Annotated in this window: 19 protein-coding genes; 10 read left to right on the forward strand and 9 right to left on the reverse strand. The window is 62.1% G+C overall.

Features of this window, described 5'->3' with window-relative positions; all coding sequences use genetic code 11:
* On the reverse strand, positions 1-1,347 hold a 1,347-nt coding region (locus AC0L3K_RS00365), incomplete at its 3' end, for an FAD/NAD(P)-binding protein (RefSeq protein WP_473365341.1).
* Between the two features lie 156 nt (positions 1,348-1,503).
* A complete protein-coding gene (locus AC0L3K_RS00370) occupies positions 1,504-2,418 on the reverse strand; it encodes a LysR family transcriptional regulator (protein ID WP_473365342.1) in 915 nt (304 codons plus the stop codon).
* A gap of 89 nt (positions 2,419-2,507) precedes the next feature.
* Here AC0L3K_RS00370 and AC0L3K_RS00375 point away from each other — a divergent pair, with 89 nt between their 5' ends.
* Together AC0L3K_RS00375 and AC0L3K_RS00380 are read left to right on the forward strand one after the other, a co-directional pair.
* A complete protein-coding gene (locus tag AC0L3K_RS00375; RefSeq protein ID WP_473365343.1) occupies positions 2,508-3,431 on the forward strand; it encodes a hypothetical protein in 924 nt (307 codons plus the stop codon).
* On the forward strand, positions 3,428-4,441 hold the full coding sequence (locus AC0L3K_RS00380; RefSeq protein WP_473365344.1) for a DUF2891 domain-containing protein: 1,014 nt from the start codon (positions 3,428-3,430) through the stop codon (positions 4,439-4,441). Before AC0L3K_RS00375 ends, AC0L3K_RS00380 begins: the two co-directional genes overlap by 4 nt.
* 25 nt (positions 4,442-4,466) lie before the next feature.
* Here AC0L3K_RS00380 and AC0L3K_RS00385 read toward each other — a convergent pair whose 3' ends face one another.
* The 7 genes from AC0L3K_RS00385 to AC0L3K_RS00415 all read right to left on the reverse strand — a co-directional run bounded on the left by AC0L3K_RS00385 (position 4,467) and on the right by AC0L3K_RS00415 (position 14,489).
* Positions 4,467-6,191 carry an ABC transporter ATP-binding protein gene (locus tag AC0L3K_RS00385; RefSeq protein ID WP_473365345.1) on the reverse strand — a complete coding sequence of 575 codons (1,725 nt, stop codon included), beginning with the start codon at positions 6,189-6,191 and terminating at the stop codon, positions 4,467-4,469.
* Positions 6,170-7,018 carry an ABC transporter permease gene (locus AC0L3K_RS00390; RefSeq protein ID WP_473365346.1) on the reverse strand — a complete coding sequence of 283 codons (849 nt, stop codon included), beginning with the start codon at positions 7,016-7,018 and terminating at the stop codon, positions 6,170-6,172. The genes AC0L3K_RS00385 and AC0L3K_RS00390 overlap by 22 nt, the downstream gene beginning before the upstream one ends.
* Entirely contained in the window at positions 7,015-8,025 is a 1,011-nt protein-coding gene (locus AC0L3K_RS00395; protein WP_473365347.1) for an ABC transporter permease, read from the reverse strand. Before AC0L3K_RS00395 ends, AC0L3K_RS00390 begins: the two co-directional genes overlap by 4 nt.
* Positions 8,026-8,063: 38 nt before the next feature.
* The gene (locus AC0L3K_RS00400) at positions 8,064-9,716 is read right to left on the reverse strand and encodes an ABC transporter substrate-binding protein (RefSeq protein ID WP_473365348.1); all 1,653 of its coding nucleotides are present in this window, start codon (positions 9,714-9,716) and stop codon (positions 8,064-8,066) included.
* A gap of 1,138 nt (positions 9,717-10,854) precedes the next feature.
* On the reverse strand, positions 10,855-12,459 hold the full coding sequence (gene pdxR / locus AC0L3K_RS00405; RefSeq protein WP_473365349.1) for a MocR-like pyridoxine biosynthesis transcription factor PdxR: 1,605 nt from the start codon (positions 12,457-12,459) through the stop codon (positions 10,855-10,857).
* Between the two features lie 33 nt (positions 12,460-12,492).
* Entirely contained in the window at positions 12,493-13,752 is a 1,260-nt protein-coding gene (locus AC0L3K_RS00410; protein WP_473365350.1) for an MFS transporter, read from the reverse strand.
* An 11-nt stretch (positions 13,753-13,763) separates the two neighbouring features.
* Positions 13,764-14,489, reverse strand: a complete 726-nt coding sequence (locus tag AC0L3K_RS00415) for a hypothetical protein (protein ID WP_473365351.1) — start codon at positions 14,487-14,489, stop codon at positions 13,764-13,766.
* A gap of 341 nt (positions 14,490-14,830) precedes the next feature.
* Between AC0L3K_RS00415 and AC0L3K_RS00420 the strand changes: the two genes are divergently transcribed.
* From AC0L3K_RS00420 to AC0L3K_RS00455, 8 genes are all read left to right on the forward strand, one after another.
* Positions 14,831-15,649, forward strand: coding sequence for an MOSC domain-containing protein (locus tag AC0L3K_RS00420; RefSeq protein ID WP_473365352.1), 819 nt, complete (start codon positions 14,831-14,833; stop codon positions 15,647-15,649).
* A gap of 226 nt (positions 15,650-15,875) precedes the next feature.
* A complete protein-coding gene (locus tag AC0L3K_RS00425) occupies positions 15,876-16,619 on the forward strand; it encodes a YqcI/YcgG family protein (RefSeq protein ID WP_473365353.1) in 744 nt (247 codons plus the stop codon).
* Between the two features lie 215 nt (positions 16,620-16,834).
* Entirely contained in the window at positions 16,835-17,998 is a 1,164-nt protein-coding gene (locus AC0L3K_RS00430; protein ID WP_473365354.1) for an ABC transporter ATP-binding protein, read from the forward strand.
* On the forward strand, positions 17,995-18,885 hold the full coding sequence (locus AC0L3K_RS00435; protein ID WP_473365355.1) for an ABC transporter permease: 891 nt from the start codon (positions 17,995-17,997) through the stop codon (positions 18,883-18,885). The genes AC0L3K_RS00430 and AC0L3K_RS00435 overlap by 4 nt, the downstream gene beginning before the upstream one ends.
* Before the next feature lie 14 nt (positions 18,886-18,899).
* Positions 18,900-19,712 (forward strand): ABC transporter permease, encoded by an 813-nt coding sequence (locus tag AC0L3K_RS00440; protein WP_473365356.1) that lies wholly within the window; start codon positions 18,900-18,902, stop codon positions 19,710-19,712.
* A gap of 11 nt (positions 19,713-19,723) precedes the next feature.
* Positions 19,724-20,851, forward strand: a complete 1,128-nt coding sequence (locus tag AC0L3K_RS00445; RefSeq protein ID WP_473365357.1) for an ABC transporter substrate-binding protein — start codon at positions 19,724-19,726, stop codon at positions 20,849-20,851.
* Entirely contained in the window at positions 20,848-21,786 is a 939-nt protein-coding gene (locus AC0L3K_RS00450) for an arginase family protein (protein ID WP_473365358.1), read from the forward strand. The genes AC0L3K_RS00445 and AC0L3K_RS00450 overlap by 4 nt, the downstream gene beginning before the upstream one ends.
* Positions 21,787-21,854: 68 nt before the next feature.
* Complete coding sequence (locus tag AC0L3K_RS00455; RefSeq protein WP_473365359.1) at positions 21,855-23,024, forward strand: SfnB family sulfur acquisition oxidoreductase; 1,170 nt, start codon at positions 21,855-21,857, stop codon at positions 23,022-23,024.
* Positions 23,025-23,524: the final 500 nt, after the last annotated feature.

Consider the following 23,524-nt stretch of genomic DNA (forward strand, 5'->3'; position numbering starts at 1 on the left):
CCGGCGCGGGGCGGCGGCCCCCGCCCCGCGCCGCCCCCCCCCGCGCCCGCGCCCCCGCCCCCCCCCCCCCCCCCCCCCCCCCCCCCCCCCCCCCCCCACGGCGTAAAGACGACGCGAGGGGGATCCGTCACGATTGACGATCGCGCAGTCGGGTGTGACGTCGATCCCGATGCGCAGCGGATCGATCCGGGCAAGGCCTTGGTCGAGCAGACTGCGGACGGCCGGGTTGGTGCTGGCGCCGGGGTCGCGGACGATTCCGGTACAGTCGATGATGGCTCCGACTTGCAGCTCGGACGTCTCGCTTTGGCCGCGTCTGCGGTAGCGAACGAGGGCACCGTCGGGGTTTGGAGTGATGGCGGCGAGCTTGCCAGCGATGACCGTCAGCCGCTTTGCCGCCAGAGCTTCCGCGACGCGAGTCTCTACCTCCGGCGCCGTCCGATGGCGATGGACATCCCACCAGGCGCGAGCGTGTTCCAGGAAACGGTGCCGGGAGCTCAATGGCAGCTCGAGCCAAAGCCGCTGAGTGAAAGGTCTGATTGCATCGATGGCACCGCGCCAGTCGCCGCCCTCGGCAACGTGCAGCTCGATACGGCGGCGAAACCAGCGCAGCAGTGGCCCGATCTCCGCGCCGAACGGTATCTCGTGCTCGGCGAAGCGCATTGGATGGACGCGTCTATGAGCTCTCGGCAGCAGGCCGCGCCGCGACATGGCGACGATCTGTCCCTGATGTCCGTGTCGAAGCAGCGACAGCACGTAGTCGACCATCGACAGGCCAGTGCCCAAAATCAGCACGATGGCGTTCGTGTCGATGCCGGCGTCGGCGGGCGACGCCCAGGGTTCGGCATGGCCGGCCAGCAGCGGGGCAGCGGCGTCATGGCCGGTCGCGAAAATGGCAGTCGTACCGGTGATGCACGTTCCGTCCGCGAGTGTAACCGCGACCTCGGACGGATTTTCGCGGACGGCCGCGCACTCGCCGCGCACAATGGTCAGGCCCCGGGTCCCGTCGCGCGACATGAGCGGCGCGATCAGATCGGCGAGATAGTCCCCATAGGTCTGCCGTGGCACGAAGCAGTAGGGGTCCGGGCACAGCGGCCCGCCAGGCCGTGCACACAGCCAGTTCCAGAAATGATCGGGATCGTCGGGCAGCGCGCTCATATTCGTCACCCGCACATTGAGGAGATGTTCGGGATTGCCTGCATGATAGGCAAGTCCCCGTCCGATCTCGGGCCGCTTCTCGATCAGCGTGACGCGGAGATCACGTGCGTTGGTCTTGAGGAGTTGAAAGGCCAGCAGGACGCCGCTGGCGCCCCCGCCGATGACGATCGCATGCCGCCCCTCCGGACCCATCGTGCCGCCCCCGTTTTGATTGGTCGATCAACGTCGCAGGACTGGAGTTGGTTCTACCGTTCAAATGCGTTGATAGTCAGACAAGTGCAATATTCTCTTCCTCGACCACCAAGGGCAGCCATTTTCTGCCGAGCTGCCATTTGTTGAAATATCGTGTCAGATTTGTCTGCAGACTCGATTGACCAGTTCGATCAACCAGCACAACGCCGGGTCGGCCATGGCGCGGCGCGTGTGGAGGAGGTCGATGGTGAAGGCCTCCCCATCGTAGGGGACCGGAACGACGGATACGCCCGCGACGAGAGCAAAGCGGCGCGCGATCCGCTCGGCCATGGTGGCGACGAGATCGGTTCCGGCGACAGCAAACGGCACCGCGACGACATGGGCGAGCGTGATCGCGATCCGGCGCTTGTGCCCGTGCCGGCTCAGCATCGTATCGATGGCGCCGGGAAGCCCGTCGCCGCCGGCGGACGAGAACAGGACATGCGGAAGGCGTGCATACTCGTCCCTGGTGAGCCGGGCTTTCCGTCCGGCACGTTTGGCATCGCGAATGCAGACGAAATTCTCCTTGAACAGGGGGCATCTTGTGATGCGCGGGGAGGCGGGAAGGTGGCCGCCGATCAGCACGTCGACATCGCCGCGTTCGAGACTCGCGACGCTCAACGCCGGGTCGATGATGGGGCGCACCGCGAGATCGATCCCCGGAGCCTCCCGCCGTAGCGCCTCGACCAGGGGAGGCACAACGACGAGGTCGCCATAGTCGGTCGCGCCAATCGACAGCCGACGGCGGGTTGTTGCGGGATCAAACGCCGATTTGGGCTCGAGCACGCCCCTGATCTGCCCTAGTGCGTCGCTGATCGCCCGCGCCAGCGACAGCGCCTTGGCCGTCGGTTGCATTCCGGAGGCCGAGCGCACGAACAGCTCGTCGCCAAACAGCGTGCGCAGCCGCGTCAACGCGCTGCTCATCGACGGCTGTGCCAGGCCAACGCGCTCGCCGGCGCGGGTCACATGGCGCTCCTCCATCAGCGCCTCGAAGGCGACCAAGAGGTTAAGGTCGATGGAAGCTAAATTCATTTAGCCGATGATAGTCATAGCAATAATCGATTTCAAGAATGATGCGGGGAGTGCTCTTCTGCTGAAGACGACATGATTGGACCGGGCGTATGCGACCCGCACTCCTGCGCCTCATCCCGCGTGGACCGACATTGCTGGCGCTTGGCGTGCTGCTCGGGCTTGTATGTCCGGCGTTCACGGATCTGGCTCGCCCGTTGATGCCGGCAACGATCTTCGTGATCGTGCTGGGGACGCTGCTGCGGATCGATGGCGAGGCCGTCGTCGCCGTGCTGCGTCGGCCGTCGCTGTCCGTGCTCTTGCCGGCCGTAGTCATGGTTGCCTGCCCGTTGGCGATCGGTGTTGCCGGTCACTCTCTCGGTCTTGCTCCGGAACTCGCGCTTGCGGTCGTGCTCGCCGTGTCGGCGCCGCCATCGAGCGGAACGGCGGCGGTGGCGCGCATGCTCGGGCTCGACGGCGCGGTGCCGCTCGTCGTCACGGTGTTGTCGATGGTGCTGGCGCCGATCACCGTGCCGCTTCTCGCAGGCTGGTTCGGCGGACTCGAGATCAGCGCGTCCGAGCTTGCGATGCGGCTGGCGCTGTTGATCGGCAGCGCGGAGGGCATCGCCTTTCTGCTCCGTCGGCATGCGGCGCCAGTTCTGGCTGCCCATGGCGGCGTGGTCGACGGGATCATCGTCGCGGCGCTTCTCGTCTTTGCTGTGGCGACCATGTCCGGTATCCGTGCGCAGATCGCCGGCGATCTGCAGGCCGCAACGCTCTGTCTCGTGCTTGCCTTCGTCTGCAATATCGCCCTTCAGGTTGCGGGCGCCGCTTTGCTGCCAGGGACTTTTGCCCAGCGCCTGACGGTCGGGCTCATTCTCGGCAATCGCAATGTCGGCCTGGTCTGGTCGGCGCTGGGCGCTGCCGCCTCGCCGCGCATGGCCCTATACTTCGCCGCGACGCAATTTCCGATCTACCTCCTGCCGCGTCTGATCGAGACTTTGATCAGCCGGCACACTCGAAAGGCCAAGCCGTGACCACGCCCCGTCTTTCCCTCGATCACGCCCAGCATTTCGCCCGCATCGCGCTCGGCCATGTCAGGCGCGAATATCCGAACAATGTGGACCACGCGCTCGCCGAATCTGCGGACGCCCGCACGCCCAGCGAGCTGCACCCGATCTTCTATGGCAGCTACGACTGGCACTCCTGCGTCCACAGTTACTGGATGCTGGCGCGGCTGCTGCGTCGGTTTCCCGACCTTTCCTCAGCGTCCGACATCCGCGCGCTGTTCGACACGCAGTTCGTGTCCGAGAAGGTTGCTGCCGAGTGCGCCTACTTTGCCCGGCCGACCGCCCGCGGCTTCAAGCGGCCGTATGGCTGGGCGTGGCTCCTGAAGCTCGCCACCGAGCTGAGCCTTCATCCCGATGCGCGATGGAGCAGCAATCTCGCGCCGTTGGCCGAAATCATCGGCCAGCGCTTTCGTGACTTTCTGCCGCGGGCGACTTATCCGGTGCGCGTCGGCACGCATTTCAACACGGCATTCGGTTTGCGGATGGCGGCCGACTATGCCGATATCAGGAAGGATGACGAACTGGCGAAGCTGCTGCGCGAGACCGGCCTGCGCTGGTATGGTGATGACAGCGACTGCCCGGCCTGGGGTGAGCCGAGTGGTGACGATTTCCAGTCCTCGGCTCTCGTCCAGGCCGAGTGCATGCGGCGCCTGTTGCCGCCAGACACGTTCCTGCCCTGGTTTGACCGGTTTCTGCCGCGATTGGCCGAGAGGCAGCCGGCGACGCTGTTCCGGCCTGCCACGGTCGCGGATCGCACCGACGGCAAGATCGCGCACCTCGACGGCCTTAATCTCAGCAGAGCCTGGTGCTGGCGCTCTCTCGGCGACGCCTTGCCGGCAGACGACGAGCGGCGCGCCATTGCTCACAAGGCGGCACAAGAACATCTCGCCGCAGGCCTTCCGCATATCGCCGAGCATTACGTGGGCGAACACTGGCTCGCGAGCTTCGCCGTTCTCGCGCTGGATGATGAGATGTAGGCCAGCAGAAGCTTGCTGCGGTCACTCAATCCGCCGTCGCCATCAGCCGAGGGCGCGCGTGCGGTAGTTGCGTGGGATCGGCGACACCTGACGGGATCGACGCCAGCAGCGACCTCGTATAGGGCTGCTGCGGATTATCGAAGATAGCGGCGACGGTCCCATGTTCGACGATCCGTCCGCGGTGCATCACCGAAACGGTGTGAGCGAGCTGGCGCATCAGCGCCAGGTCGTGAGAGACGAACACATAGGTCAGGCCCAAATTGGCCTGCAGCGAGAGCAGGACTTCAACGATGTAGGCCTGGACGCTGACATCGAGGGCGGAGGTGGGCTCGTCGAGAATGATCACATCAGGCTTGAGGACCAGCGCTCGGGCGATGGCCACGCGCTGTCGCTGGCCGCCTGACAGGGCTCCAGGCTTGCGCGAAAGCAGGTGCTCACCGAGCCCGACATCGGCCAGCGCCTCGCGAACGCGCGCGACCCGCTCCTTGCTAGTTCCGATATTGAAACGGTCGAGCGGCTCGCGCACGAGCCGCTCGATGGTCCAGGTCGGATCGAGCGAGGTGAACGGATTCTGATAGACGAGCTGAAGGTGGCGCCACGCCGCTCGCAGCGCCTCCGGCGAGCGACCGGTGATCTGTTCGCCGGCCACCGCGATGGTCCCGGTGTCGGGTTGCTCGAGGCCCAGCAACAGCCGTACCGCCGTCGTCTTGCCCGAGCCGGACTCGCCGACCAGCGCGTGCGTGGTGCCGGCCGGGACCGTGAATGAGATGTCGTCGACCGCCGTCAGCGTCTTGCCGTCGACGGTGAAAGTCTTGGTGACGGCGCTGACGCCAATCTTCGGCGTGTCGCCGCCGCCGGTCTTGAGGGCACGAAAACCCGTGTCGCGCAGCGCTGCATAACGGTCAGGGTTGAGCGCCGGAACATCCGCGCGCAGCTTCCTGGCATAGGCCGAGGCAGGCGAGGAGAAGACGGAAGCAGTCCGGCCGGCTTCCTGAATGACGCCGTCCTTGAGCACCACGAGCGAGTTCGCGCGCTCGGCCGCGATCGCCAGATCGTGGGTGATGAGGAGCAAGCTGATCTTGAGGTCGTGCTGCAGCCGCGTGAGCAGGTCGAGAATCCGCTTCTGGATCGTGACGTCGAGCGCGGAGGTCGGCTCGTCCGCGACCAGTAATGCCGGCCGTGGCAGGATCGCAAGGCCGATCAGCACGCGCTGGAGCATGCCGCCGGAGAGCTGGTGCGGGTAGGAATCGTAGACCCGCCGGGGATTGTCGAGACCGACCTCGGCGAACGTCTCCAGGATGAGCTGCTTACGGATCGCCTTGTCGGGCTCGTCGAGCAGCGCGGCCGCCTCCTGCGCCTGGGCGCCGATCGTACGCACCGGGTTGAGTGCGTTGCCGGGATCCTGCGGCACGAAACCGATGGCTCGTCCCCGCAGCGGCCGGAAGCCGCGCTCGGACATCCCCAGCACCTCCTGGCCATCGAAGGCGACGCGGCCGGTGGCACGCCCGCCGCTGGGAAGCAGCCGCAGCACCGCGCGGGCGATCGTCGACTTGCCCGAGCCCGACTCTCCGATGAGGGCAAGGCTCTCGCCGCGGCCGAGCTCGAACCCCACATTGGTCACGACTTCGTGCGGCCCGTAGGAAACCGACAGGCCGTCGACCCGGAGTAGCGGAATCGGGCGCAGCGGCACCGGCGCGGCGAGCTCGGCGCGTGTGAATATGCTGGTGGTCAGTCTGTCTTGCGCAGCCATCGGCTGATCCTGTTGACGGAGAGGACGGTCGCGATCGTGACGAAGGCGGGCGCGTACACCAGCCACGGCCATTTGAGGTAGTCCTTGCCGATCGAGATCAGCAGGCCCCAGTCGGATGCGGGCGGCGGATCGCCATAACCGAGGAAGGCGAGGCTCGCGATCACCAGAATCGACAGGCCGAACTGCAGCACGGCCAGCGGGAGCACCGAGCGCGACGCATTCGGCAACACATGTCGCAACAGGATGTGCCAGCGCGAGCCGCCCATCAGGAACGCCGCTTCTACGAAAACCCCCTGCCGGGTCTTGATGACTTCCGAACGCATCACCCGGGCGAACACGGCCACCGCGGAGACGCCGGTCGCAACGGCGGCGTTCGTCGTGTCGAAACCGATCGCGGTGACGACGATGACTGCCAGCAGGAAGTTCGGGATCGCCAGCAGCACGTCGACCAGGCGGGCGAGCACGATATCCACCCAACCGCCAAGGAAGCCCGCCAGGAGGCCTATGAGTCCGCCTGCTACGGCGGCAATGACGACGGCGATGAGCGCGCTCGTCACCGACGAGGCAGTGCCATAGACGACGCGCGTATAGAGATCTCGGCCGACGTGATCGGTGCCGAACCAGTGCGCGCCGCTGGGGCTGAGCAGCTTGTCAGCGGGGACGCCGACGATCGGGCTATGGCCCGTGAACAAGCTTGGTGCCACAGACCAGGCGATCACAATCGCGATGACCGCAAAGGAAAGCGCGACCGTCGGTGGTACCCGCAGAGCTGTCAGCCGGCCGATCGACGTGGCGCGCGGGGCAGAGAAGAAGGAGGCGAGCGTCATGATGTCACCGTCGCGGATGCGGCTGTCGGGCTGTCGCCAGCAGTGGTCCGACGCGCCCCGTGGCCGCCGACCAGCTTCACGCGCGGGTCGAGCAGCGGATAGACGAGATCGGCGATCAAATTGACGAGCACGAACACCACCGCCGCGAGTGAGACGACCGCCTGGAGGACTGGCAAGTCCTGTGTGCTCACCGAGCGCTGCACCAGGCTGCCGATGCCGGTGCGCCCGAACACCGTCTCGGTGATAAGTGATCCGCCGAGAAGCTCGCCAATGGCGAGTGCGATGACGGTCACGACCGGGAGCGAAGACGGCTTGAGCAGGTGTTTCGCAAAGAGGCGCATCTGCGTCAGACCGCGGCCGCGCGCGAGGGCGGCGTATTCCTGCTCGGACTCCTTGTCGAGATTTGCGATCAGCACCTCGGCGATCCGCGCGGAGACGGGGATGCCCAGCGCGACCGCGGCGAAGCAGGTCGCCCAGAAGCTGTTGGGTGCGATCACGCGGAACAGGCCGAGCTGGAAGCCGAACAGGTGGATCAGCACGAGGCCGACGACGAAATTGGGCACCGACAAGAAAAACGACGGGAAGCCGCGCAGCAGACCCTGGCCCAATCGTTTCGGAATAAATTGCGTACCGTAGCCGATCGTCACCGCCAGCAGCAGCGCGATCGCGAAGGCGGCGGATGCGAGGATCAGCGTTGAAGGAAGAACCTCGGCGATCAGGGTCGCGACGGGGCGGCTGGACCGCATCGACAGACCAAGGTCGCCGACGACGAAATGCGACAGCGATGTCCAGAGCTGAACCGGAATCGGCTGGTCCAGGCCCTGGGCGGCAATGATCGCCTTGATCTCGTCCTCGCTGAACCCGTTTTGGGGATCACGCAGGACGTTCGTGATGGGATCGCCCGGCAAAATGCTGACGACGACGAACGTAAGGACGTAGGCGAGCAGGATCACCACGAGGGCCTGTGCAATGCGCTTTGCGGCACCGGCAAGGTAAGCATTGCTCATGCTGGCACCCTCGTCACTTTATTCGCTCGCATGGCGCCTCACTCGCCCTTCGTCGCCGTGTAATAGCTGGCGTAGGCGATGCCGTTGTAGACCTCGCCCTTGAGCCTCGGGGACTGCACATAGATCCGCTGGACGATCTGCGTGCGCGGGATGAAGTAGCCCTGCTCCAGGACGTAGGTCTGCAACTCGTCGAGCAGCGGATTGCGGAGCTCGAGCGAGGCGGCGCCGGCAATCTTGTCGCGGAGCTCGTTGAGCTTCTTGTCGCTGTCGCCGAGATTGAACCAGTTCTCGCCGTTGTTGGCGTCGGTGAGGATGCTGGCGACCGTGCCGGCATCGATGAAACTGCGGGTCACCTCATAGGCCGGCACCGCAGGGCCGCCGAACCGCACCTTCTCGCCGAAAGTCACGACGTCATAGGCGCGGATGGTGACTTTCCAGCCGATCCTGCCGAGCTGCTGGGCGATGAGCTCGTCGATCGACTTCGCCGTCGCGAGGTAGGGATTGGAGTGAAGCGTGAGCGACAGCTGCTTGCCGTCCTTGGTGCGGATGCCATTGGCCCCTTTGACCCAGCCAGCTTCGTCGAGCAGCTTCTCGGCCTTGCCTGGGTTGTAGGCCAGGAGGTCGCTGTGGTCGGTCGCACCGGGCACGTTGCTTTGGATGAAGGACGTCGCCAGCTTCCAGTCGGGCGTATAGATGGTGTCGATGATCTCCTTCCGGTCGATCCCGGCCTGGAGCGCTTGTCGCACCTTCACGTCGTTATACGGCTCCAGCCTGGTGTTGACCGCAAGGCCGTTGACGAAGCCGAGATAGCGTGGGGTTGCGATAGTGAAGCCGGCATCCTTGAGCGATTTGAGTTCCTGCGGTGAGGGGCTGTAGGCGACGTCGGCCTGGCCGGACTGGACGGCGGCGACCCGCAACGACGGTTCGGACACGATCTTGTATGTGATCGAGTCAAGATAGGCCGGGCCGGTATGGCCGACCGCGGCCGGACCCCAATTATAATCCTTGCGCTTGACCAGCTTGACGAAGTCGCCCTCTTTCCAGGATGCGACCACATACGGCCCGCTGCCGGATGTCTTGCCAAGGTCGGCCTGCTGGGCTGCGGGCTGCGCGAGCGTCTTCGGGGAGATGAGAATCGAGCCGTGATAGCCGAGCGTCGGAATGAAGCCGAGGGTCGGCGCCTTGAAGACGACTTTCACGGTGGATGCGTCGACGGCCTCGGCGCGGTCGTAGGTCTTCGGGAACAGGCCAACCGGGTTGATGCCCTCGCTCTTCCGCCCGGCGTACCAGATGTCGAGATTGGCGACGACGGCCGAGGCATCGAGTGCGGTGCCATCGGAGAACGTCACACCTTTCTTGAGGTGCAGGATGAACTGGGTGGCATCGCTGCTCTGTTCCCAACTCTCGGCGATCCAGGGACTGACCTTGCCATCGGCATCGACATAGACGAGCTTGTCGGTCACGTGGCCCCAGATGTGGCCCTGGAAGCTGGAAATCGAGCTGTTGTTCGGAATCCAGGTGCCGCCGAGCGAGTCGATCAGGAAGGTGATCTCACCGCCGTTCGGCGGAGCGCCTGCACTTTGAGCGGACGTGATGTCTGTCATAGCCGCCACCGCGGCGGCACCCAGGGCAAAAGTCGTGACCAGCAGGTGTCGCCTCGACGGCGAGAGCAAGGAAAACCGTTCGGTCACGAATAGCTCCTGTGGGTTCTGGACGTGCCAGGCTTCTTCCGTCAAGTGGATCTGGGACGGTGCGCAGGAGAAGCGAAACGGAGCGGCTTTGCCATTCCAAATTTTGCTTGAGACGGGCAACAAATGCGCTGGCCGAGTGCGGATGAGCGCAACTGCTATTCGCTTTCAAAAAGCGACGCGTTCTACGAGGTGCTCTGCATCCGTCTTCGCGGACCGCTTCAGTTCCTGCGTGGATCCGCTGGCGCAGGCCATTGGATGCATGCCCTGCGCCCCCTGGAGATCGTGGGTCGATGAAGATGCGTTTCGGCCGCGGATAGGCAGGGCGGCCATCGTGCGGATCGTTTGGACGCGGACGATCCTCGGTGCCTAGATCGAGCCGGGTCACTCCAACAAAGGTAAGGCTGCTGTGGCTTCAATGCAGATTTGTCGGCTCGTTTATCGGAATGCCGGTTGATACTATTATGAAATCACACGCCTCTTAATCAGCGGGTCCCAGGTCGAGCCCTAGTGCGCCCACCAGTCCTTTCAAGGAACTTCACCGTTTGAGACAGGCCGACTAAAACGGTTTTTCAAACGGTGTTTTTCAAAGCGGGCGAGCGGGAGCTCTCCACACTGTGATCAGTGTAGCCGTCGAGCACCGGCGGACCACGTAGCACTCTCTCGCCCTCCTAGTGGGCCTCAGACCATTGCGCCGAACGCGCCTTCGCTAATGCGTCGTCGGACAGGTTTCGAACGCCACTTATCCATGTTTGCCGTTGATCGGCCGGTATCGAGAGAACGCCAGCCTCCACGAGACGTGGCATGCAACAGTGACGGCCGTTCTCTCTCGGAGCCCCGCAACGAAATCGTAACGAATTGGATGAAGCGACCGTGAACACAACGCGGCGGAAACACCTGGCATGACAAGAACAACCAACAACTTAGAAGATCATCACTGCGCTAGGGACGCTGGGATGGCCTCGATCAGATCGCAATTGCGACTGGCAGTATCGGCGCTTGCGCCTCCCGCAAGCGGCGACAGCCCCGTAGCAGTTGCTGCTGGAGTTGCCGGAATTCTCAAGCTACGACGGCTGCGAGGCCCCTCGACCATGGAGACGGACCATTCGGATTACCCTTCCGCAATTGAAGCGACTACCTGTTACAATCTGACACCCGCACGGTCGAAATGGCTTAGGCATTCTTCGAGCAGGTCGACCGGGCGCGATAGCTGAGTCTCGTTTGAGAAGTTCGCATAGCCTAAAAGCAGGCCCTGTTTTGGCTCGGCCTTGATGTATCTCGAAGATAGGTTCGAGAGGCCCAATCCCCTCTGGTTGGCAAGCTGGCAAATTGCGACGTCGCTTGGAGAGTCATTTATGGTCGCGAAGAGATGAAGGCCGCAGCTCTTTTGGCAGATGGATAGGCGTGGGCCAAACCGCGTGGTCAGCGCGTCAATCACCATTTTTCGTCTTGCCGCACAGATGCCGCGCGATTTCTTTAGGTGAAGCGCGAAATGACCTTCGGCGATGAACGCAGCCAGCACCTTTTGCTGCAGTATTGAAACCCCGTCCAGCATGTTATTAGCGGCCATTCGGAGAGGGGCGAGGGTAGCATCGGGGCACACGACATAGGCGATACGCAGATTTGGATGCAGGTTCTTGCTGAAGGTGCCGAAATAGAATGTGCGGCCGTAAGCATCCAGATTCTGCAATGTCGGTAGGTGCTTTCCGTCGAAGCAAAACTCGTTGTCGTAGTCGTCTTCCACGATCCAGGCGCCGGTGTCGGCAGCCCAATCGGTGAGTTCGGTCCTGCGCCGCAGCGACATGCTCACGCCAAGAGGACTTTGTTTGGTCGGTGTCGTAATTGCCAAGCGAGCATGAGCGGCCCGCTGGCGGCCTTCGTGGACGTCAAGTCCCTCGGAATCCACCGAAACGGGCACGGGACGCATCCCGAAGCGTCCGAGTACGGCAGCTGTCGGCGGATACCCGGGGTCTTCGATCCAAATCGCGCTTTCGGAAGGGACGAGCGCGCTGAGCACCAAGCTCAATGATTGGCGGTACCCGCCCGTAATGAAGATCTGATGCGGCCCACACCGAATGCCACGCGCCACGTTCAGATAGCCGCAGATGGCTGTTCGTAGGGCATGATAGCCTTGGATGTCGTCAACGAGTTGGCTTATCTCCGTACGATCTCGCAAGATGCGCTGCGTGATCTTCAGCCAGGCTGTCCGCGGAAACGCGTCGATTGCGGGCACGGAAATCTGGAAGGGGCTAACACCCGTACTTCCTGCCTGTGTTCCAGACCGCGCGTTCTCGCCGAGATCCGGTGAAGCATCTCCAGGTGGCGGGGAATCTGCGGGCGATTGGTCCGAAGTGGATGGTATCCGTGCGACTGGCATGCGGGGCCGAACATACGAGACCCTTGTTCCGGATTGCCCGCGACTGACGAGAAGCCCTTCTCCAATGAGCAGGTCGTAGGCCCTCTCGATGGTGGCGCGTGAAAGACCGAGCTCGGAAGCGAGCGTTCGAATCGACGGAACCCGTGCGCCATGGGGATATGCCCCTTGCAGGACTGCGTCTCTCAGGCGCTGATACACTTCGCGGTAGCGCGGCTGATAACCCGTAAACTGGAGCCGAGAGGAATGTTGCACGGAAACTCCATTTCGACTTTCACTTGGAAGCGTGCCTGAAGTGGGGGATCGCTTGAGCGGGTGGGATCCGGGTCGGATCGCTTCGGGCGGCCGCGCGCTCCACACCCAACTGGCCACGCAAAATATCGCGGCGGACTTGCCTCGTACGTATCAGAGCCGGCGCCGCATCAGCAGAACGCCAACGAGCCCCAGTAGGGACATGCCTACCAAGATCAGAACGAGCGCGTTGTAACCGCTATCAGAATAGACGTTGACGCCATCGCGCGTCGCGCCCTCCCACGTTTCGTGGAGTAGATATCCAAGAACGGGCTGTAATGCGCCGGTCAGCAGCCCCGCAGACGTCGTGTTGATTGCTGCGCCGGTGCCAAGGCGTGCGACAGAGTAGATGCTCCTGACCGCCTTGAGGATCATCGGCGTCATGCCACCGGCAATAAAACCCAGGACGATGAAGCCCGCGACGACGGCGCCCAGGCCAGTCAGTCGTCCTACCTCGGGAGCTAGTAAGGCGAGACTGCCTGTCCGGAGCAGACACATCGCGACATGAGCCCGTCCTACCGATCGCACTCGATCTGCGATGTAGCCGAAGATCACGGAGCCCGCCATGCAACTCGCCATGAACACCAATAGTGTCGCGGTCGCGTTATGACGCTGCATAGCAAAGGCGTCCGTCAATAACGGTATGCCCCAGACGCCTGAGATTGTTGTCACGCTTGCAAAGTGGGATGCAAACGTCAGCAAGCAGCCCCAGCTCTCCCTCTGTTTCAGTTCGGCGATGGCAGAAGACAGAACAGTTTTGAGGGTGAACCGCTGAGCGGTCGGGCTGCGCGGACGCAGAACATAGGCTGCGAGAAGGAGATTGACCGCGCAGAAGATGCCGATGCTCGCAAAGCTCGCACGCCAGCCTACCCACGATACAGAAAAAGCGAGCGGTGTAGCTGCCAGCGCGCCGCCCGCATAGCCGGACAGTTGTGAGAACCCCGACATGATTCCAAACTGCCGTTCCCCGAATTGCTGCGCGACCAGCTTGATCAGAGCTGTGAAGATCAGGGCGTCGCCGCATGCCACGATGAGACGAGCCAGAAATGCGGATGGAACGCTCGTTGAGGCGGCGAACAGTACCGTGCCAACGGAAGAGGCTGCGAGACTCCAGATCACCAGAGCCTTCACGCCGAAGACATCAACGAGTATGCCGGCGGGAAACTGCATCAGCATGTAACCGACGAAGTACGAAGACGCGATGATTCCAAGTCCGTCCGCGCCAACACCGAAGTCGCGGGCCAGCTCGCCGACGATTGTTTGCGGGCAAACACGCTGCAGGAAAGCAACCGCATAAGCACCGGAAACGCATCCCCATCCAACGAGATCCCGCCACGAAAGCGAGGACGCGGAGTCGGCGGGTTTCATCAGCATGGTAGTTTCAACTAGATCGATGGCCGCGCGACAGTCCCCACCGTGAAGATCGCATCCCTTGTATCAGGGACGATACGGCGGAACGTTTCGGTAAGCGCGCTATCCGATTCGTAAGTCGGTTGATCGTAGTAGGTGATGTTCGGATAGGAGTTGCGGACGATCAGGTTGGGAAACTCGAGCTCCCGGCCTGGATAGAGAATTTTGGCGATTTGTATGGCGGCGTCCTTCAAGGACTCGTCTCCCTTGCCGTCGGACAGCGAGGGTAGCAGTCGTTTGCACGTCCGTGCATGTGCGCTCCAGGCCACCGGATTCCTCGTGCGCCACGTGTAGTAGATTTCCGCTCCCGCGGGCACGGTGGCGAGTTCGGCATCCAGGATCCCCTTCAGCAGCAGCCCGAACAGCCCCTTGCGCTGGTGCTCGGGCCTGAGCTCAATCCCGGAACGGCAGATGGCGGACCGGCCGTCGATCGAGAGACGTCGCCAGATCGAAAATCCGACGATCTGATCGGCGAGCCGAACAAGTCCGATGCCGTATCCATCCTGAAAGGGCGTGTCGGACGCCGACCACCAGGGACTGTCGAGCCGCCAGTTGGTTGAGATGATCTCGTTGAGCAGATCGATGATGCCTGTCCGGCAATGCTCGGGAACTTCAATGGCCGAGCGAAAGACATCCAGTTTATAAGAGCCATGCTGGTGCGTGCGCGCCACGGTTCCGTCTGCCTTGCTGAACTGCTTCATGGTCGCTTCCTTTGAAGTTCGCAGGCCGGCTGGGTACATCATCGATGCTTAGATGGCGAGAGAAAATGAGTGCGCAACTTAAAGAAGAATTTTTCATTTGCCGTGTGCGCTGTTGATGGTGGTTGTTTCCTCCTCGACTGCGCGACGCCTCAGATTGTTTTCTTGGAAGCGCTGCTGGTTTGACCGGGGGGGTAAAGACATGCTCATGTCCGCAACGAGTAATGTGCCCGATCTGAGAATCGCGTCGTGTCATGGCCCTACTCAATCAGTCGTAGATGCCCCTTTGAATCCGCCAACTCGTTCCTAGGGTGCCGATCAAACCGTGGGCTGGCTCTCACGAGATGGCTGATCGACAGATGCAGATTCGTGACATTTGGCTCTATCCGGTAAAGGGGCTTCGGGGACAATCAGTTGTTAAGGCCGATGTTGAGCCATGGGGACTCGCCGGCGACAGGCGATGGATGATCGTTGATGCGAAGGGGAGCTTCGTTACACAACGAACACTTCCACTGCTGGCAACCATAAGTGCGTGCGTATGGGCTGGTGGGGTCAAATTGTCCGCACTTGACGGTTCCTCGCTAGTGCTGCCAACGCCAGAACCGACAGCCGAGCGCGTCGACGTTGTCATATGGAGTGATCGAGCACCGGCGGTCGTTGCATGCCGCGAAGCAAATGCCTGGCTGCGCGACATTCTCGGTGGAGATTATCGGTTCGTCTACATGGACATGCCCTACAGCGCGCGGCCGGTCGATCGGGAATTTGGAGCGGCCGCCGACCGGGTCTCCTTTGCAGACGACTTTCCTTTGTTGCTGATCAACACGTCTTCGCTGGATGATCTGAATACGCGTCTGGCGCATCCGGTTGACTTCACAAGGTTCAGAGCCAACATCGTTGTCGAGCATACGCATGCGTGGGCGGAGGACCATTGGCAACAATTGGAGCTGGGGGGCGTCAGGCTTCGTGCCGCTAAGACCTGCTCGAGGTGCGCCGTCATAACGATTGATCAGGAGCGGGGGCTGAAGTCGGACGACCATGAGCCGCTACGAACTCTCTCGAGGTTCAGGCGAAACGCGGGCGGGGAAACGATCTTCGGTCAATATCTCATTCCCGATAATCGTGGCAGCATCAAAGTCGGCGATGCCGTGAGACCCGTGCAATAGCTGTCGCACATCGCCTGCAGGCGTGAAAAGAACTTTATTGTCGCGCCGCGTGGTTTTACGATGCGATCATTCGCATCGAGCATGGCGGCCCTATCTTTCCCGAGTCTTATGGCCTGCTATGACCTCGTATGATCGACGACACATGCACCTTCTGAATGTTCGGCTGCTCTCGTAAGCGTATCGCCCCAGAACGGCGGTATATCGCCTAACGCGAGAGGTTCAACTCATGAGTCTGATCGAGCAGAGCCAAGTCCAGGAACGATTTGAAAGCGGGAGTTGGCAGCGGACCTGCTTCAGACAATTGGCGGAGCGCCTGACACCGCCGTCCGAATTTCCATGCATCTTCTCGCAGAATGCATTCGGCCGCGGACTGTTGCTGTTCTCGTTCGTCGAGGACGGATCGCAGGAAACCCTCCAGCAGGCGGCGGGAGATCTTTCTGCATACGTGGAATTGTCGCGACGCTGGGACGGAAAGGTCAGTACGGCGCGCCCCTTGGTCGTTGCCTTTTCCCAAAAGGCCGCTTCGGCGAACGATGTCGCCGGCTACCACGACATCGGATGGAGAGCATTGCAGAGCTGGCATGAGCTCGACAGCGCCCCTTGGCCAGAGGATGTTGCGACGGATCCCCACTCGCCATACTGGACCATGTGCTACAACGGCATGCAACTCTTCGTAAACATGAGCAACCCCGCTCATGTGCACCGTCGCAGCCGAAATCTCGGCGACAATCTGCTCTTCATCGTCAATCCGCGAGAACGATTTGACATCGTGGCCGGTGAAACCCCGGAGGGGCGTCGCGTTCGGCAGAGGATCCGCGACCGCATCGAACGGTATGACGGGCTCAGTCATAGCCCACAATTGGGAAGCTACAACGCCGGCGAGATCGAATGGTGGCAGTACGGTGTGATCGACGAAAACAGAGAGAGGGCGGATCGATGTCCGTTTCTCTTCAAGTCGGCTGCCGCGTAAACGGCGTCGCACTACGCGGAAGCTGCGCAATGCTATTTCCAAGAACCGCCCTCGGCGGGAAACGGTCGGCGCGCCCGCCACGATTGCGTGGTGCGTTTATCGCTTTTTGCCGGCGCCACTCGACATCAGGCGCGGTCGGCAACATCATCGCGTAAATTGTCGATAGGTCTAGGAATTGAGTTTGAGACAGCGCGAATGACGCTCCGGTCATCCTTTTGGCGAATCAAGCTCGCGAACGCGACTGCATCCTGATGTCGGCGAGCTTTCTGAAGGTCGCCGACATCTGCAAGCGCTATGATGAGCTGCACGCGCTGGACTCGATCTCACTCGGTGTTGCCCGGGGCGAATTCCTGACCTTGCTGGGACCCTCCGGGTCGGGCAAGTCGACGCTGCTTTCGGTTTTGGCGGGCTTCATCGTGCCGGACCGGGGCTCGATCTATCTGGACGGAGACGACATCACTCATCTGCCCCCAGAGGCACGCCGCTTCGGCGTCGTGCCGCAGGGCTACGGCCTTTTTCCTCATCTAACGGTCTACGAAAATATCGCCTTTCCTTTGCGCGTGCGCCAGACGGATAGAAGGCGACTCGACAGCCGGGTCAACGAAGTCATGGAGCTTCTTCAGATCGGTAGCTTGGGCGGCCGTCCTCCGAAAAATCTGTCGGGAGGGCAGCAGCAACGAGTCGCGCTGGCGCGTGCGCTCTCCTTCGAGCCGGACCTGTTGTTGCTCGACGAGCCGATGAGCGCACTGGATGCATCCCTCCGGCGTGACTTGCAGGCCGAGCTTGCCCGGCTTCATCGGCAGGTTGGGACGACGTTCATCTATGTCACGCATGACCAGCAGGAGGCGCTGGCTCTTTCGGACCGCGTCGTCGTTATGAACCGCGGAGGAACCGAACAGGTCGGTTCGCCCCGCGTAATTTACGATCACCCGGCCAGCCGTTTCGTCGCGAGCTTCGTTGGCAAGAACAACCTTCTGAAGGCCGTGGTGCTCGGCGGAGCCGACGGCCGGCCGCAAATTCAGTGGAACGGCGCCAAGCTTGGGGCGGCGTCTGGAGCTGCGCCGCTTGACGCTGGCCCCTGCGTACTTGCCGTTCGGCCCGAAAGCATCACCATTGCCGAGGCCGGAAGCGGGCCGGCGCCCGCAGACCATCGGATCCGTGGCAAGGTTGTGAGTCAGACGTTTCTGGGGGCCTCGGTCGACATACTTGTCGCGGTCGACGACGACACCTTGACAGTGACGGTGGCCGGCACTGCATCGCCGGCTGTGCCCGGCTCGGACGTTTGGCTTGACTTTGACGCCGAACGGCTGTGGTGCCTGCCGAACAGCGATCTGGTCGTGCCTGAACCATCCGCGGTTTGGTCGGAGTTCGCCGCATGAACCCTGCGTTGCCGGTGCAAACGGGGCCGAAGCGCGCTTACTTTTCGCCGGCGGCGCTTCGCGGCTGGTCCTTGCAGGATCGCCTGCTTGCCGGCTCGGCCTTTGTACTCCTGGTGTCCTACGTCTTTCCGCTTGCCGGGGTGGTGGGGCTGAGCTTCCTGGTGCCGACGCCGGGCCTTGGAAACTATTGGGCGCTGCTTCAAAATCCGACGGTTCGCGCGGTCGTCGGCAATACGCTCTGGATCAGCGCGTTGACCGTCGGCATCACGTTGCTGCTGGCATATGTGACCGCCTACGGCTTGGTGCAGGCCCGTCCTGAGGCGCGGAAATGGATGCTTGCCTGCGTGCTGCTGCCGTTATGGATATCCGTATTGGTCCGCAACTACGCATGGATAGCCTTGCTCTCCCCGGGCGGAATCGCGAACGGCTTTCTGCTGCATTGGGGCTGGGTCGATCACCCGCTGTCACTGGTGCGCAATACGTTTGGCGTCGTGCTGGGCATGGTCCACTACATGTTGCCCTACGCGATCCTGCCGATCTACGCCCAGATGGTCCGTATCGAAGGAACGTTGCCCCAAGTGGCGAGGTCGCTCGGCGCCAACCGACGTCGGGCGTTCGTTCGCGTGTTCCTGCCGCTATCCCGGCCCGGCCTGGCTGCCGCGGCATTTCTAACGTCAATCATGTCGCTCGGCTTCTATTTGACGCCGGTTATTCTGGGGGGCGGCAAGACCGTGATGGTGGCGGAGTTCATATCTGTGCAGGTCACGGAAACGCTGCGATGGGACATCGCCACGACCCTGAGCACGATGTTGCTTCTGGTGACAGGCGCGCTGGTATGGCAGTTCAGCCATCTGCTTGAGCTGGCTACGGCCAAGCCGAAGACATGAGCGCACGACCGCCATTGGCCGTATTTCCGTTCGGGCCTGCCGGCTCCGTTGCGCTTTTGGTCGTTGCGTTCCTGGTGCTGCCGTTGATCGCCATCGTTCCGATGTCGTTCAGCGACACCCGATATCTGTCGATGCCCCAGAACGGACTGTCCGCGCTGCACTATCATCGCCTGGTTGGTGATCCGGCCTGGCGCGACAGCTTGCTGCACAGTATCGGCGTCGCGTTGCCGGCCGCATCTCTTGCGGTCCTGCTCGGTCTCTCGTTCTGCCTCGGCGCATGGCAGCGACAGGGCCGCGCTGTCCTGCTCCTGCAGGTTCTGATGCTGGGGCCACTGATTGTGCCGGGTATCATTCACGCCGTTGCCTACCACCGTACGCTATCGTGGCTGGGCCTGTTCGACAGCTTTACGGGCACGATCCTCGTCCACGCGATCAAGGGGCTGCCCTTTGCCGTGCTCTCGATCTCGGCCTCCTTGGCCTCGGTGCATCCGGCGACCTTGCAACTGGCGCGCAGCCTGGGCGCCTCGCCAACACAGGCGCTCGTGAAGACGCTGCTGCCGCAGATTCGATGGGGTATCGGGGCCGGTTTCGTGCTGGCGCTGGTTACCTCGTGGGACGAGATCGTCGTGACGCTGTTCATCACCGGCCGGAACGTGAACACGTTGCCAAAGCAGATCTGGCAGAGCCTTTTCCTGAATCTCGACCCCGTCGTCGCGGCGCTGGGCACTCTGGTGCTGCTGGCAACGTTGCTGGTGCTTCTTGCGCTGTTGTTGGGCAGTGCCCGCCCGCGCTCGTCTACCGGCTTCCAGGAAGATCGAATGAGTTGAAAGGAGATATCATGTCCGACTTTTCGCAAGAATCCGACTACATGCAGCACCTCGAGCGATCGCTCCGGCGCGAGACGCAGGGGAAGACCGTTCACCGCCGCCACTTCCTTCAGCTCCTGTCGGCGCTGGGTGTCGGTACGGGCTCGCTGAGCTTCGTACGCTCTGCGAGCGCACAGCAAACCGAGCTCGTGGTGGCCAATTGGGGCGGCGACGCGCTGCCTGCGCAGCGTGACATTCTCGCGGCGGAGTTCGTCAAACGATGCCCTGGCAGCCGTGTCGGATTTGACACCACAGGTCCGACGCCCGGAAAAATCAGGGCAATGGTCGAGTCGGGCAGCGTCGCCTGGGACGTGGCCGACCGGAATCTTCTGTCGGCCCTGGAGCTCGGCCGTCAGGGCCTGCTCGAGAAGGTCGATGACTCCATCGTCGACGTCAACGCGGTGCCGAGCCAGTTTCGCACCCCGTGGGGCGTAGGCTCGTACTTCTTCTCCTTCGTCATCACTTACGATAGCGCGCGCTTCGGTTCGACGCCTCCGCGCACCTGGAAGGATTTCTGGGATACGCAGAATTTCAACGGGAGGCGGGCACTGCGCAATAACGTCGAGGGCGTACTCGAATCGGCTTTGCTGGCTGACGGCGTTGAACGCGACAAGCTCTACCCGCTGGACGTCAATCGCGCCCTGGAGAAGGTGCACGCGATCAAGAAGGACACGATTTTCTATAGCAACGCATCGGAAGCCCAGCAGTTGCTGCGGTCCGGGGAAGTCTCGATCGGCAGTCTTTGGAATACGCGTGCGCAAGGCGTCAAGGAAGACACGAAGGGACGCATCGACTACCATTTCAATGAAGGCATCCTGCTGATCGCAGCCTGGAACGTCTTGAAAGGGGCCAAGAACAGCAAGGACGCCTGGCGCTGGGTCGCACTGTCGCAAGATCCTGCGTTGCAGGTGGCGCTGCTCGCCAAGCTGGGCTGGGGCCCGATCAATCCAGCTGCGAACAAGTTGGTTCCCGCCGAGTTGCAGGCACAAAACCCCGGATCACCCGAGAATATCGCACGCCAGACCGCGGTCGATGCCGAATGGTATGCGCGCAATTACTTCGAGGTCCAGAACAGATACCTCGACGCGCTGGCAACATGACGGCCGAGAACGCTCCGATCGATGCAGCGGCGCCGCTCACCTTCATGGGGGTGCCTCTCGTGACGCATCTGCCCCGAGGATCTCGGGCTGTCATCGGCGGAATTCCGTTCGATGGCGGCCAGCACGCCACGCGTTTTGGTTCTCGTCTCGGCCCGCGCAGTGTGCGTGAGCAATCGATCCAGTTGCGCGCGGTGGATCCCGACACCGATCGCGACGTCCTCAAGACGCTTGGGCTCGTCGATGTCGGTGATGTCCGCGTGCAGCATGGCGATCTGGACACTTCGCAGCGCAACGTGGCCCGTTTCGCGGGAGCGCTGGTCGAAACCGATGCGGTCCCGGTAATGATCGGCGGCGATGGTAGTGTCACGCTGCCGCTGCTCCAGGCGGTGTCGCGCCGTTATCCGGATCTCGCGGTAGTGCATCTGGATGCGCATACCGATGCCTATCCGCTAGCCGGGAATGTCGGCCCGGCTGCGTTCCACCGGGCGGCCGAGCAACGTCTGTTGGATCCGACGGCATCGTTTCACGTCGGATTGCGCGGTCCTGTGGCCTCGACTGGGCTCTATGCGCATGCTCGCGGGCTCGGCTATCATCTCGTGACGATCTCGGAGCTGCTGGAGAGAGGCTTTGTCTCGGTATTCGACCAAGTGAGCCATCGCATCGCCGACCGTCCTGTTTATGTTTGCTGGGATATGGACTTCTTCGATCCTTCCGTCGCACCCGGGGTCATTACCCCCAGTTGGGAAGGGGTCACGGCGCGCGAGGGCTTGCAGGTGGCTAGGTTGCTCCGCAGCCTCAACATCGTGGCCATCGACATCAATTGCATCAGCCCGCCGCACGATGCCGCGGGTGTCGCCGCGTTCCTCTGCGCCCGTATCGTTTTCGAGTTTCTCGTTGGCTTGGCCGAATCGCAGCGCTCATCTGAAAGGTCGTAATCGTCATGAATGCAGTGCCTCAAAACACGCAACGCTCGGAGCAGGAGCCCTCTGCGGGTGCCGCTCGTGTGATTCGCTCCTCGCAGGAGGCGCTTGCGATTGCGCGAGAGCTCGCCACCACGTTTGCTGTCGGCGCGTCCGAGCGCGATAGCCAGCGTCGCCTGCCGCACGAAGAGCTCAGGACATTCGCGCAGAGCGGGTTGTGGGGCATCGGCATCCGGCCTGAATTCGGCGGCGCCGGCGCTTCGATCGAAACGATCATCGAGGTCGTGGCGACGATTTCGGCGGCCGACCCGTCGATCGGCCAGCTTCCGCAAAACAACTATTTGCTGCTCGAGAACCTGTACCGAATCGGCACAGAGGAGCAGAAGCGGTTTTTCTTTGGCGAAGTGTTACGTGGCAAGGTGATCGGAAATGGCTTCGCAGAAGCCGGCGGCAAGGATGTGCTGGACGTCCGTAGCCGTATACGTCGGACCACGAACGGCTTGAGGCTCGACGCTCGTAAAGTCTACTGTACTAATGCGCTCTTCGCTGATTGGATTCCCATCTCGGGCGTCGATGACGACGGTAACATCGTCTACGTCTATGTCGAGCGCGACGCCGCGGGCCTATCGGTTGTCGATGACTGGAACGGACTTGGCCAACGGACCTCGGCAAGCGGCTCGATCATTGCCGCCGATGTGGAGGTCAATCCTGCCTACGTCATCGAGCGCCACAAAACGTTCTCGAAGCCGAATTTGAGCGGTCCGTTCGCGCAGCTCCTGCATGCTGCGATCGATCTGGGTATCGCGCGGGCATCGTTTGCTGAGGCGGTGCGGCTTGCTCGTGCGGCGTCCCGTCCATGGATCGACAGCGGCCTCGAGCGTGCGCAGGATGATCCCCATACGATAGCAATCCTCGGTGACCTCCAGATCCGCGTCAATTCCGCTAATGCGATGGTCGAGCGGGCGGCCCGGATCCTAGACGTGGTGCGGGATCGCCCTGACGAGGCCGACGTTGCACGTGCCTCTGTCGCGGTCGCAGAAGGAAAGGTGCTTGCGAACGATGTGGCGCTGTTTGCCTCATCCAAGCTATTTGAGTTTGGTGGCGCAAGCAGCGCGCGCGCGAGCCTCAATCTTGATCGTCATTGGCGCAACGCCCGTACGCATACGCTACATGACCCCGTCCGATGGAAATATCATTTGATCGGCAACTATGTCTTGAACGACAAGACGCCGCCGCTTCACAATTGGGCCTGAGGTCGAAGAGAAACGTTTTCTGCCTGTATGGCCGTGCGGGTTCATTCTTCTTGGACTAGAAGGCAACCCATTCAACGATCAAGCCGCGCCCCTTGAGAGAGCCTGGACCGCGACCTCCTCGATATCACAACCGGCGTCAATCAGCTCGCAAAGACACTGCGAACCGGCCTTTAGAACACCCGCTTAGTCAAGCAAGATTCTTGCCCTCAACAACTTGTCGAGACATGCGCGGGACATGGGCCGATGATGGGGCAGGCCAGCATCTTCTCGAGTTCGGCGGGTGATGGAATAATGGCCCGACAAGATGTCGGATCATTGCATTATCTCGGAAAGCCACCCGATGCGAGCCCATTTGGTGCGCGAGCATATCAGGTTCGGGCGCGGCTTACCGGATCAATATCTACTACTGATCCTTCTTGATGGTTCTCCTGACCACAAGGATCGAGGATGCACCAACAGCCACGATACGTTAGCCCTCTGCTATCTTACGCGCATTTTCT

The sequence above is a fragment of the Bradyrhizobium sp. MI1.10 genome, from assembly GCF_055811035.1.